The sequence below is a fragment of the Erysipelothrix larvae genome (assembly GCF_001545095.1).
GTDB lineage: Bacteria > Bacillota_I > Bacilli_A > Erysipelotrichales > Erysipelotrichaceae > Erysipelothrix > Erysipelothrix larvae.
The window spans coordinates 1,512,657-1,529,435 of sequence record NZ_CP013213.1; the positions used below are offsets into that span (position 1 = coordinate 1,512,657).

Genomic DNA, 16,779 nt, shown 5'->3' on the forward strand with positions numbered 1-16,779 from the left:
TTCTTAAACACATAATTTCCTAAATTTTTTAGTCCGTTTGTTTTACAACCGGTGAATTTGCGTTACGACGAATGCTATCAATACCATTCAACGCAGATGCTTTGGTTGTATAGCTTTCTGATGCGACAATGATTTCACCATTTCGTGCTTTCAATCTGAATCTGAATGCTCCAGCATGATCGAGATACACTTCAAATTTTGGATTTGTATGTGTAGTCACTTTTCGTGCTGTTTGATCCTCAACCGGAGCTTTAGGTGCAATGGTTCTTACCACCTCAATGCCATGTTCACATGCACTTTCAGAACTATATACTTCAGATGTTGCGATTGCTTCACCATTCACAGCCTTTAAGTCAAACTTAACGCCAGTGTTGGTATTTCTTATAATATATTTACCCATGATATCGGCCTCCTTAGTGGGTTATATAATCCAACAACTCCTTGTATTCGAATCATAGCACACTCTAAGAAACTATTCAGTTCAAATGAACTTAATCTATCGCAATTCAACTAAAACAAATATTAATTTTGCCTTCATTTCAATAATATATTAATTCAGTAACCTAAAATATGTATCGATTGTATATTCTAATGTCTATCACAAAAAATGGTCCGATTTTAACCAAAAAGAATTAATGTCCGTACTTTTTAAAAAAGCGTACCCTTTGGTACGCTCTAACATTGAGATATAAAGATTTAAATTTGCATGCATCTACACACTGGCAGTATGTAGGGATGATTCGCTCATGTATTGTAAGACCGACTTACGGGTTATGATTCCCATAAACTTGTCTCTATCATCGACGACAGGTAAGAAGTTTTGATCAAACATTCGCATAATCACATCATCAACAGTCTCTGTTACCTTTATCGGACGATTCCAATCAGTTCGAATGATATCCATAAGTTGGACTTGTTCATAATCATGAAGATTGAAATCATCATGATCAACAAGACACCATAGGAAATCACCTTCGTTGACAGTCCCAATATATTCACCTGTTTTAGATAATACAGGCATCGCTGTATAACCATGATAGCGCATTTTCTCAAGACATTGTCTGACTGAAAAGTCTTCTTCAAGATACCCAATCATTTTCTTTTGAGTTAGTAGAAACACAATGCTCATTGATGCTTTGTTTGAAGCTTTTCTCATTCCACCGTCTAACTGATACGTTGTCATAATCCACCTCTTCTTATAACAAGTTTATCACACTAGAATTATAATACATCAAATCACATAAAATACTATAAATTAAGTTTTTATTTCGATAAAGTCTTTGTATAGAGAATGCCTGCAAATGGTAACAAGACATATCCGACAACCATCGCACTGATTGCATACATATTGAGGGTTTGAACCCCTTGCGCATCTTTCATCGAGAATTGGCCTACCCAATCAAACTTCACAAGCAGTAACACGACCATGCAAAGCCCAATAATTGGGATAATAACATCCATCACAAAGTTCTTACGCGCTGTTTTTAACACTTCGTGCTCATTTTTGGCCTTGCCATAATAAAAGGCAATAACACCCATTGGTACGACAATAAACTGCACAAATCGTGAAATCGAGCTGATTACCATAATCCCTTTCATATCATATTGAAAAGCCATCGGAATTACGACTGCAAGCAGTGCAGTAACAACAAAGGACAATACTGGAATCCCTTTACTGTTTTCCTTCGCTAATGATTGGGGTATTTGATTTTCCTGTGCCATCGCTTGGAACACACGCGGTGTACTAAACGATGCAGCAATATTAATTCCAAACATTGAAACAAGTGACCCATAAACAATAATTTGTTTGATCAAGGGATGATCAAAGGCTGAAGCTAAGACAACAACTTCTTCACTGTTTAAGATTGCTTGTGGATTCGCAATCATTGCACTGCTGACCACACCAATATAAATTAAGGCAATGATGCCCATTGCAAGTGGAATTGCTTTGGGTAAGTTAGCTTCGGGGTTTTCCATTTCTGAAGTTGCACTTGCAACACTTTCAAAGCCTGTAAATGCATAGAAAGCTGCAATCACTGCAGCAACAAATAGGGATAAGTCCATCGAGGTGCTCCCGGGTACTAAATCACGCACTTCACCAAAATGTGAGGTACCGGTTAATAAGAAACCGATGAATCCAGCGCTAATGGCTACCACAAGGGCGGATATCTTCCCAATTGTTGACACATTATTCATAATTTGAACAATATGATTTCCCAACAAGTTAATCACAAGTAACACACTCATTAAAACAATAAACCCAAGGGTAATCATGGATGTTGTGACATTACTTGCACCCACAAAGATGCTCAGTGTTGTTCTCACAACCGCTGTACCCATAACGCCCCAAGCAATGGCTGCGGAAACAAATCGGGTAATACCGACATACAGTCCAATATTATTCCCAAATGCTGCTTTCGCATAGGCATACCCTGCTCCATTTTTATTGACATATTTTGCTGCAGAGGCAAACACCATCGCCAAGACACCTGCAAAGATTGCAGCTGCAATATAGATCAAGGGGGTTAATGTTCCTGCCGTAGCAATTACCCCTTGTGGTGATAGAAAGATTCCTGTTCCGATAATCGAGTTGATTGTTAATAAGACAATTGACCAAAATCCAAACTTTTTACGACTCATGATTCGTTTCCTTTCGCAGCATCAATAAATGCTTTAAAAATACATTTCGCATAGTGATTGTTGCGATGTAACATCTCAGGATGAAATTGGACGGCAAGTTCAAACTTAAGCTTTGGATTTTCAAGCGCTTCGACTACACCATCTTGTGCCAATGCAGATACTTTAAGTGTTGGCGCAACTTTATCAACGATTTGATGATGAAACGAGTTAACCATCATTGAATCGACATCCACAATCTTGTGCAAAAGGGACTCACTCACAACATCGACATCGTGGGTGACAACATCGGGTCCAAACCCTTGCATATGCTTCATGATATCACCGTTTGCATAACTTAAGTCTTGATGGAGTGTTCCACCATGATATACATTCATCACTTGAAATCCACGACAGATTGCAAGGATTGGAATGTTGCGTGCTTCTGCAGCTTCTAAAAGACGTCGATCAAAGGTATCACGACGCGGATAAATTTCTTGTAATTTTTGTTTAGGTTGTTGACCATAGAGTTGGGGTGTGACATCATGCCCCCCTGATAACACAAGTGCATCAATTGAATCGACAAGCATTTTAACCGAAGCTTCGTCATCAATAATCGGAAGTACAAATGGTACACCTCCAGCTTGAACGACTGCACCTACATAATCTTCACTGACGTATACACGTCGATATCCCGCAAACATTGGCCCTTGTTCCACTGTAATGCTTCCAGATATTCCAACTTTTATCATAACGTTCTCCCTTCGTTTATATCTATTCTATCATTCATTCTTAAAAAAAATACAGCATTTACTTCATAAAAAAGCAAGGTTTCCCTTGCTTTAACTAAATCAATTTAAATGGTTTCCATGATGTTAAGTACTGTAAGAGAACTTGTTCATCATCATTTAAGCGTCCAATGACATTCTTACGACCATCATTTTCCATGTCTTTGAGTACAATGTGAATCTCACCTTTATAGCGACCATATTCCTCATTCACAATGATCACATCACCCCGTTTTAGGTCACGTGTATTATGTGCTGGAATCTGTGCATCTTTATATACAATGCGTGACATGGTACTACGTGCCATGTAATCACTCATATCGCCACGAACAAAGTGGTTGAATTCGCATGCAATCTCGCGTTCAATATCCAACACATCGTCTTCAAAATCAACACGCATTGTAAGAACGCCTTCTTGAAGTGTTCCCAATCCTTGTAATTCTTCATCGCTTGGGTAGCAATTTGCGATGATCACATCATCTACAAGGCCTGTTGCATAGAGGTGACGTGCTTGCAAGTCAAGTGGTAAAAAGCGATGATCTTCCAGTGTACACAGCCCTTCATTCACAGGCCATGGACCAAATGAGTTTGGCACTTGACTGGATACAAATGCCGCAACATTTAACCCCATGTCTTTCATTTGTTGTGACGTTTTCACAAACAAATCAAAACCAAGACCCGTATATTTTTGTGGATAGAAGTTGTGACAGGTTACCATATTACTGACATTAGCACCAAATGATAAGACGTTTTCCATATGACGATTATTGGTACTTGCATTGAATTCGATCTTAATACCATCTGGATTATTTGTTAAGAGTGCGTCTTCATGCGCGCTGCCACTCTCATCCAAACGAATACCAGCTGCACCTAGTTCCTTAAAGAATGATAAATCGGTATACGATTTTCCGTATTGTTTCATAACACCAGGTGTCACGTCTAAATAAACATCCATACCTAAAGATGCAGCAAGTCTGTTTAAGCGACCATACTTTTCCATCAGTTCTTCTTTTGTAGCGGTTGTTTCAAGAAGATTGGTAAACACGCGCGTAAATCCATAGTGTGCTGCCTTCTCAATATACGCTTTTGTTGTTTCATAATCTGAAACATCTGGATAAATTGAAATCCCTTTTTTTCCCATTTCTTTTACGCTCCTTTGTAATGTATTCGTTTCTATCTTACCATACCTAAAGGATGTTTAATAGATTAATATGATGTCCATTGAAAAAATTTTTATCTTGTTTTTAAACACGACAAACCACTAAAATTTATTTAAGTACACACATATTTTTATCAATATAATTACACTCAATGTGATAAAATGAAATTCATTGGAGGACTTAAAATGAAAGTACTAATTGTCTATGCACACCCACGTAATGAAAGCTTTAGTCATGCAATTTTAGAGCGCGTCAGTGAAACGCTTGAAAAAAACAATCACACTGTAACCATACGCGATTTGTATGCGATGAATTTCAATCCAGTATTATCCGCTGAAGAAGCCATTCATGTTGTAGATGGAAAGTTTGTTCGTGATAATGACGTGTTCCCACACGATGTTCAAATCGAAATGGATTATATCAAAGAAAGTGATATATTGATGTATATCTACCCTGTTTGGTGGAATGGATTCCCTGCAATTCTCAAAGGATATGTTGAACGTGTTTTCCAACATGGTTTTGCATACAGTTTTGAAAGTGATGAACCTAAAAAAATCTTTGCTGGTAAAAAAGCGTTGTTTATTCATTGCACAGGGCAACCTCAAGAATCAGAAGCGTCAAAAGAACTTACGCGTATCATCAAAGAAGTCACTTCAGGGTGGATGTTCAATAGTAACAATGTTGAACTATTAGATCACTTAGTGTATGGGCGTGTTCCTTATCAAGACAGAGAAACTTTATCCCATGTTCTTGATGAAATTCAAACCGTTATCGAAAAAATTTAAGAAGTCATGTCGACTTCTTTTCTTTAACACCTAAATATCCTTACAATTTCTTAACGAATCATAAATTTTTATAGCAATTTATTGACGCATTTTGTGATAAAATTGTGCTGTGTGAGTGAGAAAGTGAGTGTGAGCAATGTTTTATGAAAAATAGAGAGATAGACATGCTTAAGGGTCCGCTTTTTGGCGGAATTTTTGCATTTGCAATTCCTTTAGCTTTGTCTGGGATATTACAGCTTTTATTCAATGCTGTTGATATCATCGTTGTGGGTCGATTCAGTGGTGAAACTGCACTGGCTGCAGTTGGATCGACAAGTGCATTAATTAACCTTCTGGTTAACTTATTTATTGGAGTTTCTGTAGGAACCAATGTTGTGATGGCACAGTATGTTGGTGCAAAGGACTACAAAAACGCGAATAAAACAGTCAGTACATCCTTATTTACAGCCCTATGGGGTGGGGTAATCATGATTTTTATTGGGTTCTTTTTCTCAAGGCCCTTACTTGAAATGATGGGAACTCCCTCAAATGTCATTGACCTATCCACTACTTATATGAAGCTTTACTTCTTAGGCATGCCTGGGTTTATGATTTATAGTTTCGGAGCTGCATTATTTCGATCTGTGGGAGATACAAAACGCCCATTATACTTCTTAAGTGTTGCGGGTGTTGTCCACGTTGTTGTGAACTTACTGTTTGTGATTGTCTTTAAATGGAGTGTTGCGGGAGTTGCAATCTCGACTGTGCTCTCACAATATATATCCGCTGCATTTATTCTTGTAAGTATCCATACTTCCGTAGACTTTATGCGCGTTGATGTCACAAAACTAACATTTCATAAAAAACAGTTTATGATGATGATTCGTATTGGCCTTCCAGCAGGGCTTCAAGGTATTATTTTCAACATTTCAAATGTCCTCATTCAATCCTCCATTAATTCATTTGGATCGATTGTCATGGCTGGAAACACTGCCGCAAATAATATTGAAGGATTTGTATATACCGTCATGAATTCCTTTTACCAAGCATCATTGAGCTTTACCAGTCAAAATATGGGAGCGCATAAATACAACCGAATTGATAAGATCTTAATATCATGTTTAATTCTTGTGACTTTAGCAGGCATCACCTTTGGAATGGGAGCTTATGTCTTTGGATCGTCGCTTGTCGGGTTATATTCCACAAACCCCGAAGTCATTAGCTATGGCTTACTGAGACTGGGTATCATTGGAACCACCTACTTTATTTGTGGGATTATGGAAGTCTTTGTCGGAAGTATTCGTGGATTAGGCTATTCCATTATGCCCATGCTTGTATCCTTAGGGGGTGCGTGTTTATTTAGGGTCATCTGGATCTTCACCGTCTTCCAACAAGCACAAACACTGGAAAGCTTGTATATCTCATATCCAATATCTTGGGTACTGACAACCCTGGCCCATATGGGATGTTACTTAGTGGTGCGCAAGAAAAAACTGGTGCCCTCTCAAGTTTTAGAAGAATCACCAGCATACTAATTGAATCGATATGAAGTCGTGAATACGACTTCTTTTATTTTTGAAACATCGTTTTCCCTTCGGATTTTGTGATCCCAGAGAAGATTGGATAATACACCAAGAGGTATGCAAAAGGCAGCGTGCACAGTGTATCAAAGGATTGATAATAGCCGTTAATTATGGCGTAGATACCCATGAAACAAAAACACAAACCATGGTCTAGACGTGTCCCTTGATCCACTTCCTTGTTGAACATCATCAGGTATCCTAACAAAGGGATCTTTTCATTGCGAACAATTTTGAGAATCAAAAGTCCGATCATGACACAATCCAGGAATAAAGATTGCGTCATGAAATAAAGATCCACCATTCCCAAGGCATAAATCATGCCTACTGTTATAAATCCTAAGATGATTCGTTGAATCCCACTGATTCGTTTCAATTCATGATAATATGTTTCCATGCTTCTCCCCTTTTTAGTTACTGTACTGCTTCTTTTTTATATTTTAACGTATGTGCTTCATCACGGCGATCATCAATCTTGATTACCGTATACACACGGCTCAATCCTTTATCAAATAGCGCTTCTTGGATGGTTCGAATTGCGGAGTATATTTCATCAATGTCACCTTCAAGTGATGCTGCCATACCAGATATCTCATAGGTTAATGATGGAAACGTTTTTAAGATTCTGGGCACTTCTTTCACATACTCACTCACGCTTGTTGAATTTGTTCCGATGGGTATCAGGGTAAAATCACAGGTTACGTGGTGCATTAATAAACCGCCTTGATATAGTCAACAAGGGACCCCATAACAACACCTTGCTCTACTTCTTTTCGTATGTCTTTTCCTATGAGTGATTCAAGGAGTTCTAAAGCAAACGGTAAGGATGTGCCCATACCACGTGATGTGATAATCCTGTCATCTTTGACGACGGTTTCTTCTGAATAAAGGACAGGATGTGCCATGACCTTCTCTTTGTATCCAGGATTACTGGTTGCATGTTTCCCGTCAAGAATCCCAACATCCGCTAAAATGCTTGGTGCAGCACAGATGGCACCAATGAGATGTGTTTCTTGAATCTCTTTTAAGATACGTCTTAGAGGTTCAAAGTGTAAAAGATGTTCAGTCCCTTCAACCCCTCCAGGTAACACAATGCTTTTTGCATTCCTAATAAGGGTTTCATCAAAGGTCACATCTGCTTCAATCACAATGTTACGTGCTCCCACAATCCGTTTATCATCATGGATACTCATCAAAACGACATCAACATTGCCACGTCGTAACACATTCACAACACTCAAGGCTTCAATTTCTTCAGAGCCTTGCGCAATCATCACTACTACTTCATGCATAGATCATGCCTCCTTTGATAGTATCATACCACGATTTAGACGATTTATTGTGTTTCTAAGTGTTTCATAAACCGTGTTAAGGCTGCTTGTGTATTGGGTTCACTCCCACTATGACCACTTGCTTCAGTAAAGACAAGTTCGCACTTGTCTAAGTGTAAAGCGAGTTCATACGCGCCGCTGGGTCTACAATCCACGTCATAGCGTCCATGCGCTATATAAGTCGCAATGTCTTGGATTGTTGAAACATTATTTAATATATAATTGTCATCATCCCAAAACATGTGATTCGCAAAATAGTGACATTCTAATAAGGCAAGACTGATATCGGAATCTTTAATTTCAATGCTTGATAAATCATCGGGTGGAATCAAACGAACCACAGACATTTCCCAATCTGCCCATGCTTTCGCAGCACGGCGTTTTAACGACTCATCCGCTGATTTAAAAATCTCATAATAAGCACTCACTAAATCCCCCTGCTTTTCTTTGGGAATCACAGCTTTAAAGGATTCAAAATGAGTGGGAAAGAAGTAAGAACAGCCCGCTTGATACAACCACTGAATGTCTTCATCACGCCCTAAGAAGATGCCTCTGAGTACCAGTGCTTTCACACGGTGTTTATGATGAATGGCATAGGTGAGTGCTAAGGTTGTGCCATAACTTCCTCCAAAGACAACCCACGAATCCAGGTTGAAATGGTTACGAATAATTTCCATGTCTGACACTGAGTGAAAGATTGTGTTGTTGTGTAAGGATGCAAAGGGCGTTGAGCGTCCACATCCGCGTTGATCAAAGGCAATCACAAACCATTGGTCTAAATCAAAACACTCAAAACTTGCGTCATTAATGGACCCACCTGGTCCACCATGACATACAATGACCGCGGGTTTGTTGCGTTGGCCTCTACAATAAACGGCGAGGGTATGGCCATCCCCTGTTTCTAAATAAACTGGTTCATTCATGATTAGCTCCTCCTTAATTTAAACGTCTTTTCTCCAAATAAGTAGACTGTGATACACGATAGGATAATAAACCCAACTAGAGAAAGAAACACCAATCCACTATAATTCATAATGTTTATAAAGAACGCATCTGAAGTATAAAACACACCGAATGCAAAGATACCAGTAATGGTTTTATACAGTGGACTTTTATTTTCCATATCCAGATTATAGGGTTGAATCAGATAATAAAGCATGAGATAGAGTACGGTGATAAATGCACTAAAAAGGAGTGTACCAACCATGAGAATCATTAAGCTATAGGAATAATCAATGAGGTTTGTGGCAAGAAGCAGTAAGGGTAATGCACACAGCAATAAAGCCGGAATCAGGTTGAGTCCAATCAAGGTTCCTAAGCGACTGAGATATTGCTTCCAGATAATCTCTTTGCGTCGATAAAATGCATAGTGTAATAAAGCACTATCACAGTTCAAGAAAAATGATTTACAGATGGACTCTGTAAAATTCGATAATGACATAAAGATAATAAACCACCGTAAGAACGCGAGTGGATTTGAGAAACTTGTGTGTTTAACGCCCATCATCCCTTCATAATCAAGGATATATCCTGCAGCAATAATCAGACTCACTACCGCTAAAATTATGACAATAACCTTGAGTGAAAACTTTAATGATTTCATCCAAATGCGTTGGTGTCGCTTATAAAACAGGCGATTAATCATGCGAAACCCTTGAAGCCGTTGTACGATGCTTTGATCGCCTTGGACATCGATGGTGTCGTCAATGCGGGCACTTTCAAGATTCAGCTCAACGAGCTCACGCGCTGCATTGCTGCTTAGATTCATTGACTCTCTTACAATCTGATTTGCCTTATTCAGTTTGTTGTCATCCAGTTTTATAAACTCTATATAGAAGTTATAAACACCCACACATAAAACCAGCGACCACAAAACCATAAGAAGTGTGGTATTTTGAATCAAGGCAATTGAACATACAATCACTAAAACAAGTGCTAAAAAGGTGAGTATTGCCCGTTTAATTGAACGTTTCTTCTGATGGATTCGTAAGGTTCTCAATGCAAGCCCTTCGTAGGTCAATAAATTCATAAGCGGTGCAATCAACACTAACACACCCAACAGATACGCATGTGTCGCAAACACTGGAATGCAAAATACAAGCCCCACTACACCAAAGGAATACACATTCTCTTTGAAAGTATAGGTATAGACATCCATCGGATTTACGCGAAATTGTTTAATGAGCAGCCATTTCTCCTTTGAGTCTTCAAAGACCAGGCTTTTTCTACTGGTGAGTGAAAGATAGGTAAAAATCAAGATTGTATAGATTGACGTCCAGGAATTCACCACAATAAAGGGATGAAAGAAATAGCCAGCACTTACAAACCAGGATCCAATTAACGAAAAGATACCCAGTCCAATCACACTCAACAAGATCCTTGTAAACCACATAAATAGAACGTTAACCACAATGAAAAAAGACTTAACATTTGGATTTGAGTAGGTATTCTGATTCACACACTTCTTAAGAATTGGAATGCGTCCCACCCAATAAATTAATTCATTGACGCTAATATACGTTAAGAGTTTAGACATTGGATGTTTGCTTTTCATGGGGTTCACTCAACATTTCAAGAATTTCATCTTCAAAATTAGGATCACTAATGGCATCATGAGACAACATCTTCGTTGTACCATGGTGTAAAATCACAACCTCATCACAGATATCTTTCGCAATTTGCAAGACATGGGTTGCGAGAATCATGATGCATGATTCTTTGATTGAAACAAGGAGCTTCTTCATTTCAACTGATGCGACCACATCAAAGGATGTCAGTGGTTCATCTAAAAAAAGAACCTTCGGTTTCAACATTAAGATGCTAATCATCTGTAACTTATTACGCATACCCAATGAATACTCTTTAATTAACTTATGACGATCATCAATATCAAACTGAATCTTGTCAAAGTATGTATTAATGTCTTTACGGTCTAAGCCTTTATCTTTATTAATATCACAAAAAAACGCAAGAAACTCATACCCTGTCAAAAACTCCGGTAAAGTTGGGGTTGCGTAAACATACCCAACATCTTGAGGTGTAAGTGTTTCATGTGGTTCTAAAGTGATCGTTCCAGAATCAAACGGTATTTCTTGACTGACACAGTTAAAAAACGTCGTCTTTCCACTGCCATTTCTTCCTAAAAGTGCATAAATCTTTCCTTGTTCAAAGCTGGCGTTTACGCCATCCAACACCACTTTAGTGCCAAATGATTTATGCAAATCATATACATTTAGTTTCATTGTTTCCCCTCTTCGTCTATATAAAGTTCATTGTATCATACGTGTCATTTTTTTCACACACACATTAATTTCATTGGCATGAAAATTTAGTTCACTTTTTATCGTGCTCAATCAAACAGAACACACCGATGAATTCTTTTTGTATTTTTCACAATATTTCTACTAAAAAACTTAAACCATAGTTTAAATAAGAGATAAAACCTTAAGTTGTGTGGTGATGGATTCATAAATCATGAATTTCGTGTGGAAATCTATCAAGAAGTAAAAAATAAAACATATAAGCACGTTTCTGTATTGATAATCAAAGGATTTATCCTTATAATTAACGAATATGGAGGATGTCTTATGAAGATTTTGAGTGATTTATCTTGGTTTTTTAAGAAAGAAAAAAAATCATACATATCCGGTATACTTGCTTTATTAGGAATTTCAATTCTAAATTTAATCCCAGCTAAAATCATGGGAAATATTATTGATTCAATTAAAGACAAGACACTTACACCTCAGACGCTTGTGATGGGTGTTGGTGGCTTTTTATTGTGTGCAGTTATGATGTATATACTTCGGTATCTGTGGCGTATTTTTATTTTTGGTACTGCATTTCGTCTTGAGAATGAATTAAGAAACGACTTATTCAAACACTTCACTAAAATGTCCCCAGCCTTTTACCAACAACACCGTACCGGTGATTTAATGGCCCATGCCACCAATGATTTAAAGTCTGTTCAAGCGGTTGCAGGTCAAGGCGTGCTTCAATTAGCGGATTCAGTCTTATCCGGAGTAACGGTATTATTAGCCATGATTTTCTTAATCAATTGGAAATTAACCTTGGTTGCAATTCTACCCATGCCCTTGTTGATTCTGTGCTCGCAAGCACTCAGCAAACGACTCCATAAAACCTTCAATGTTGCGCAAGAAGCATTTTCTGATATGAACAATCGCGTCTTAGAAAACATTAACGGTATGAAAGTTACGAAGACCTTTGGCCAAGAAGAGTATGAAGTTGAGAACTTTAAAGGGATTGTTAAAGATGTATATGAAAAAAACCTTCGCGTCACACGCTATGATGCGATGTTTGACCCCATGATTATCATGATTATCACCTTATGTCTGGTCTTATCCTTTATCATGGGGATTTACTTAATTAATATCGGTGATATTACAACCGGAAACTTTGTGACCTTTGTGAATTATATTCATCAACTGACATGGCCTATGATGGCACTTGGGTTTATGTTTAACACCATGAACCGCGGGTTGGTGTCTTATGAGCGTATCACAAAACTTTTAGATATTCCTGAGGATATCATCAATCATCCAGATGCGCTGAACCAAGCACCACAGGGTGACATTCATTTTGAAGTCAATCACTTCAAATACCCAGATCAAGAAGATTCCGCAAACCTCAAACACGTATCCTTTACCCTTAATAAAGGCGAAACATTGGGCATTGTTGGGAAGACAGGCAGTGGTAAATCCAGTATTATCAAACTCTTATTACGTGAATATGATGAATTTGATGGCACCATTGAGTTTGGTGGCATCAAAATCAGTCAATACGATGTAACACAATATCGTAATGCCTTTGGTTATGTTCCTCAAGATCCTTTCTTATTCTCAATGTCAATTGCGGATAACATTCGATTTGGAAAACCAGATGCTAATCTTGATGCGGTCCGAATGGCAGCACAGATTGCGGATGTTGATAAAGATATCATTGGCTTTGAAAAAGGCTATGACACCTTAATTGGTGAACGTGGTGTTTCTTTATCCGGGGGTCAAAAACAACGCATTGCGATGGCACGTGCCATCTTAATGGATTCAGAGTGTTTAATCTTGGATGATGCCCTATCTGCAGTTGATGCGAAAACTGAAGAACGGATTCTTAAAAACTTAAAACAACTGCGCAAACATAAAACAACCGTAATTATCGCGCATCGTTTCAGTGCCCTTCAGCATGCACAAAATATTATTGTTCTTGAAGATGGCCAAGTCATTGAACATGGCAATCACAAAGAACTCATGTTACGACATGGGTGGTATGCTGAGATATTCAACCTCCAAGAGTTTAGCAAGGAGAATGCATCATGAAAGAAGATTTAAAACTCAGTCGAAAACAGCAGTGGCAAACACTGTTGCGCTTATTAACCTATTTAAAACCCATGAAGAAAACACTGATAATTTCAGTCTTCTTCTTATTTATCGCAGTTGGGTCTGATCTAATTGGCCCTATCTTAATTAAACAGATTGTGGATACTCAAATCCTTAGAAACCCACTTGATATCCAAGCAATTGCCTTGCTCATCAGTGGCTACTTTCTATCACAACTTGTTGTATCCATCTTCCGGTATCTGTACACGTATCGATTCTTTTCTATAGGGAATCGTGTGACTCAAGAGATTCGTCTTGAACTCTTTGAGAAACTTCAATTCTTAGGCATGCGTTATTTTGATAAAACACCCGCTGGAAGTATTGTGTCGCGTGTTACCAATGATACAGATGCCATTCAAGAAATGCTTGTGAGTGTTGTTTCTGTTGCCTTTAGCAGTTCAGTTTTGATTGTCGCAATTGTGATTACGATGTTTTATCTGAATGTGACCCTTGCCTTAATCTGTGTTTCATTTATTCCACTGGCTCTGATTGTGGTTATGATATACCAAAAATACAGTACCCGTAATTATGAAACAGCACGCAGTAAACTCAGTGCACTCAATACAAAACTAGCAGAGTCAATTTCTGGGATGGGAATTATTCAAGTCTTCAACCAACAAAAACGACTTGCCGATGAATTTGCAAACACAAACTATGAGTACTACCAAGCACGCATGAAAACCTTAAAGCTGGATGGATTATTGCTTTACCCAATCATTCACTTACTCACAGCCCTTACCTTAGGAACCGTATTACTTTATATGGGATTTCAATCATTTTCCCACACAGTAACTGCAGGGCTTATCTTAGTATTCGTAGACTATGTATACCGATTATATGATCCACTCTTTCAAATCATGGATCGCTTATCCATCTTCCAACAAGCCATTGTCTCTGCAGCGCGTGTCTTTGCCATCTTAGATCATGAAGAAATGGCACCTTCACAAGATGCCAATGCAGTCAATGAAATCTCTGATGCTAAGATTGAGTTTCGTGATGTGACCTTCTCCTATGATGGGAAACATAATGTACTCAACAACATCTCCTTTACTGTCAACCCAGGTGAAACGGTTGCCTTAGTGGGTCATACTGGAAGTGGAAAGAGTTCAATTATCAACGTAATGATGCGTTTCTATGAATTCTTTGAAGGGGATGTTCTCATCGACAATCAATCCATTCGTTCTTACCCAATGCCGCACTTACGTGAAAAAATGAGTCTGGTTCTACAAGACCCTTTTATTTATTACGGTACGATAGCGGATAATGTGAAACTTCTAAACCCAAATATTACGCGTCAACAAGTTGAAGATGCGTGTCGTTTTGTACAAGCAGACGATTTTATTCAAACATTGCCTGAAACCTACGATTATCAAGTATCAGAGCGGGGTGCATCCTTTTCTACAGGACAAAAACAACTCCTTGCTTTTGCTCGAACCATTGTCACCAATCCTAAAATCTTAATTCTTGATGAAGCAACCGCAAACATTGATACTGAAACCGAATCCTTAATCCAAGAAGGACTCCAACGAATTCGTAAAGGTCGTACAACCATCGCGATTGCACACCGTTTGTCAACCATAAAAGATGCCAATCAAATCTTAGTTTTAGAAGAAGGTCATATTGTTGAGCGGGGTACCCATGAATCCTTGCTTTCGCAAAAAGGCATTTACTACAATATGTATCAGCTCCAAAAACAAAACATGGACTCCCAATAGGAGTCCTTTTTTTAAAATGTTATTTCTTGATGACAGGTTTCATTGATAAAATCAAAGATGCGTCCAATATCACTGCCTACAAAATAGTCACTGACGGTTAAGGTCGGAATATCCAGTTTATAAGGAAATCCAATGGTTGAGATGATCCCAACACACCGATGTTTCTCACAGAAACTGTAGAGATCATCACTTCTGGGTATTTGAAGTTCCGTTTTACCATCATAGACAATGTACATATTATTTGGAAAGTAGTCATCCATGTAACGGGCTACTGCTTTAGAATGTTCATGACTGGTTCCACTGAAAATCACATAACGGCTGCTGTATTTCTCATGATCCAATGGAAACAATGAATCCAAGGTAAATAGAAACGGAGACATCACCGCTTGGGCATCTTTTGTGAAATTAGAAAGCACACTAAGAAGCCGCATTTCATTTGATTTAAACCGTTCACAGTTTACTTTTGAATAATTCAAGATAAAGAGTGTAGCGGTGTTAATTCGGATGTCTTTAATACTGTATATTTCGTGATACATAAACGTAATCATTGCAAGTATCATACGGACTCGATTGGTATCTCGAGGTTCAATCGCATAACCCATCGCTTCGATTGTACCGAAAAGTTCTTTATCATAGGGCTTAATGCGTTCATCTTCAAGACTTAAAGTATCGATAAACTCGAGTAAGGTTGCATTGACATCATTTTCAAGGTCCCATTTTACAACCTGTGATTTCATTTTAAATCCACTTTTAAACCGCAAAATCGAAACTTGTTCAATATACCGAAGATAGCGCGATAAAATAGCGTGGTTTTTCATATAATAATTTACCGTAACACCATGTTCAACACTACTGGGTTCGAGTTTGAAACAGCGTTGGAATAAATAATAAAAAGTTGCGCAGAAATAGCGTACTCTTAATTCATCCCCATGAATATATATTTTTTTGGTTTTGGTATTTAATTCGATATCATACAGACTCAATGATTTTTCTAAATCAGAAAGCATATAGCGGGTTGATTGAACGCCAAGATTAATTTGACCTGCATAAAACTCAATGCTATTGTGTGGTTTTTCAATAATAAGTTTCATCAGTTTCGTAATCCCTTGATTGGCAAGGATGCGTTCACGTACATACTGAATGTTGCCAATCGCAGACTTTGGATAAACTATATGTGTGTGTGAAATATCAAGTGGAATCATATGACCCCAGTTCTTAACCAGGTAATTCACATCATTATAAATCGTGCGCTCTGTGCAATCATTGATGTGTGATAATTGTTTAATCGCAATCCATCCATCCCCTGTAATCATTGATTCCAGAATTCGTACAATACGCTGTACTTTCTTATTGTAGTTTAACAGCATACAAATCACCCCTTCATCTTAAAAAATTATATATGACAACACACGAAGATATTTGAAAACTATGT

At 38.1% G+C, this 16,779-nt stretch carries 16 protein-coding genes; 4 read left to right on the forward strand and 12 right to left on the reverse strand.

Annotated elements, in window-relative coordinates:
- Positions 1 to 28 precede the first annotated feature (28 nt).
- From AOC36_RS07025 to AOC36_RS07045, 5 genes are all read right to left on the reverse strand, one after another.
- Positions 29 to 400, reverse strand: a complete 372-nt coding sequence (locus AOC36_RS07025) for a YegP family protein (RefSeq protein ID WP_067632808.1) — start codon at positions 398 to 400, stop codon at positions 29 to 31.
- A gap of 312 nt (positions 401 to 712) precedes the next feature.
- Entirely contained in the window at positions 713 to 1,183 is a 471-nt protein-coding gene (locus tag AOC36_RS07030; protein ID WP_067632810.1) for a CBS domain-containing protein, read from the reverse strand.
- An 80-nt stretch (positions 1,184 to 1,263) separates the two neighbouring features.
- Entirely contained in the window at positions 1,264 to 2,640 is a 1,377-nt protein-coding gene (locus tag AOC36_RS07035) for an APC family permease (RefSeq protein WP_067632812.1), read from the reverse strand.
- Positions 2,637 to 3,368, reverse strand: coding sequence for a gamma-glutamyl-gamma-aminobutyrate hydrolase family protein (locus tag AOC36_RS07040; RefSeq protein WP_067632814.1), 732 nt, complete (start codon positions 3,366 to 3,368; stop codon positions 2,637 to 2,639). The genes AOC36_RS07035 and AOC36_RS07040 overlap by 4 nt, the downstream gene beginning before the upstream one ends.
- 94 nt (positions 3,369 to 3,462) lie before the next feature.
- Positions 3,463 to 4,545: a DUF871 domain-containing protein gene (locus tag AOC36_RS07045; protein WP_067632817.1), complete on the reverse strand. Its 1,083-nt coding sequence runs from the start codon at positions 4,543 to 4,545 to the stop codon at positions 3,463 to 3,465.
- 204 nt (positions 4,546 to 4,749) lie between these two features.
- Here AOC36_RS07045 and AOC36_RS07050 point away from each other — a divergent pair, with 204 nt between their 5' ends.
- On the forward strand, positions 4,750 to 5,349 hold the full coding sequence (locus AOC36_RS07050) for an NAD(P)H-dependent oxidoreductase (RefSeq protein ID WP_067632819.1): 600 nt from the start codon (positions 4,750 to 4,752) through the stop codon (positions 5,347 to 5,349).
- Between the two features lie 143 nt (positions 5,350 to 5,492).
- Complete coding sequence (locus AOC36_RS07055; RefSeq protein ID WP_067632821.1) at positions 5,493 to 6,863, forward strand: MATE family efflux transporter; 1,371 nt, start codon at positions 5,493 to 5,495, stop codon at positions 6,861 to 6,863.
- A gap of 34 nt (positions 6,864 to 6,897) precedes the next feature.
- On the opposite strand, the gene AOC36_RS07060 is transcribed toward AOC36_RS07055, so the two are convergent.
- The 6 genes from AOC36_RS07060 to AOC36_RS07085 are packed head-to-tail and all read right to left on the reverse strand — an operon-like array spanning position 6,898 to position 11,481.
- A complete protein-coding gene (locus tag AOC36_RS07060; protein ID WP_067632824.1) occupies positions 6,898 to 7,305 on the reverse strand; it encodes a hypothetical protein in 408 nt (135 codons plus the stop codon).
- A gap of 17 nt (positions 7,306 to 7,322) precedes the next feature.
- Positions 7,323 to 7,619 (reverse strand): MTH1187 family thiamine-binding protein, encoded by a 297-nt coding sequence (locus AOC36_RS07065; RefSeq protein WP_067632825.1) that lies wholly within the window; start codon positions 7,617 to 7,619, stop codon positions 7,323 to 7,325.
- On the reverse strand, positions 7,619 to 8,200 hold the full coding sequence (locus AOC36_RS07070; protein WP_067632827.1) for a DJ-1 family glyoxalase III: 582 nt from the start codon (positions 8,198 to 8,200) through the stop codon (positions 7,619 to 7,621). The genes AOC36_RS07065 and AOC36_RS07070 overlap by 1 nt, the downstream gene beginning before the upstream one ends.
- A 44-nt stretch (positions 8,201 to 8,244) precedes the next feature.
- The gene (pip, locus tag AOC36_RS07075; protein WP_067632829.1) at positions 8,245 to 9,162 is read right to left on the reverse strand and encodes a prolyl aminopeptidase; all 918 of its coding nucleotides are present in this window, start codon (positions 9,160 to 9,162) and stop codon (positions 8,245 to 8,247) included.
- Between the two features lie 2 nt (positions 9,163 to 9,164).
- Positions 9,165 to 10,793 (reverse strand): hypothetical protein, encoded by a 1,629-nt coding sequence (locus tag AOC36_RS07080; protein ID WP_067632831.1) that lies wholly within the window; start codon positions 10,791 to 10,793, stop codon positions 9,165 to 9,167.
- Complete coding sequence (locus tag AOC36_RS07085) at positions 10,768 to 11,481, reverse strand: ABC transporter ATP-binding protein (RefSeq protein WP_067632834.1); 714 nt, start codon at positions 11,479 to 11,481, stop codon at positions 10,768 to 10,770. The genes AOC36_RS07080 and AOC36_RS07085 overlap by 26 nt, the downstream gene beginning before the upstream one ends.
- Positions 11,482 to 11,826: 345 nt before the next feature.
- On the opposite strand from AOC36_RS07085, the gene AOC36_RS07090 reads away from it, so the two are divergent.
- Both AOC36_RS07090 and AOC36_RS07095 read left to right on the forward strand, forming a co-directional pair.
- On the forward strand, positions 11,827 to 13,572 hold the full coding sequence (locus tag AOC36_RS07090) for an ABC transporter ATP-binding protein (protein ID WP_067634588.1): 1,746 nt from the start codon (positions 11,827 to 11,829) through the stop codon (positions 13,570 to 13,572).
- Positions 13,569 to 15,347 (forward strand): ABC transporter ATP-binding protein, encoded by a 1,779-nt coding sequence (locus AOC36_RS07095; protein ID WP_067632836.1) that lies wholly within the window; start codon positions 13,569 to 13,571, stop codon positions 15,345 to 15,347. The genes AOC36_RS07090 and AOC36_RS07095 overlap by 4 nt, the downstream gene beginning before the upstream one ends.
- Positions 15,348 to 15,358: 11 nt before the next feature.
- Here AOC36_RS07095 and AOC36_RS07100 read toward each other — a convergent pair whose 3' ends face one another.
- Positions 15,359 to 16,714 carry a helix-turn-helix domain-containing protein gene (locus tag AOC36_RS07100; RefSeq protein ID WP_067632838.1) on the reverse strand — a complete coding sequence of 452 codons (1,356 nt, stop codon included), beginning with the start codon at positions 16,712 to 16,714 and terminating at the stop codon, positions 15,359 to 15,361.
- Positions 16,715 to 16,779 lie beyond the last annotated feature (65 nt).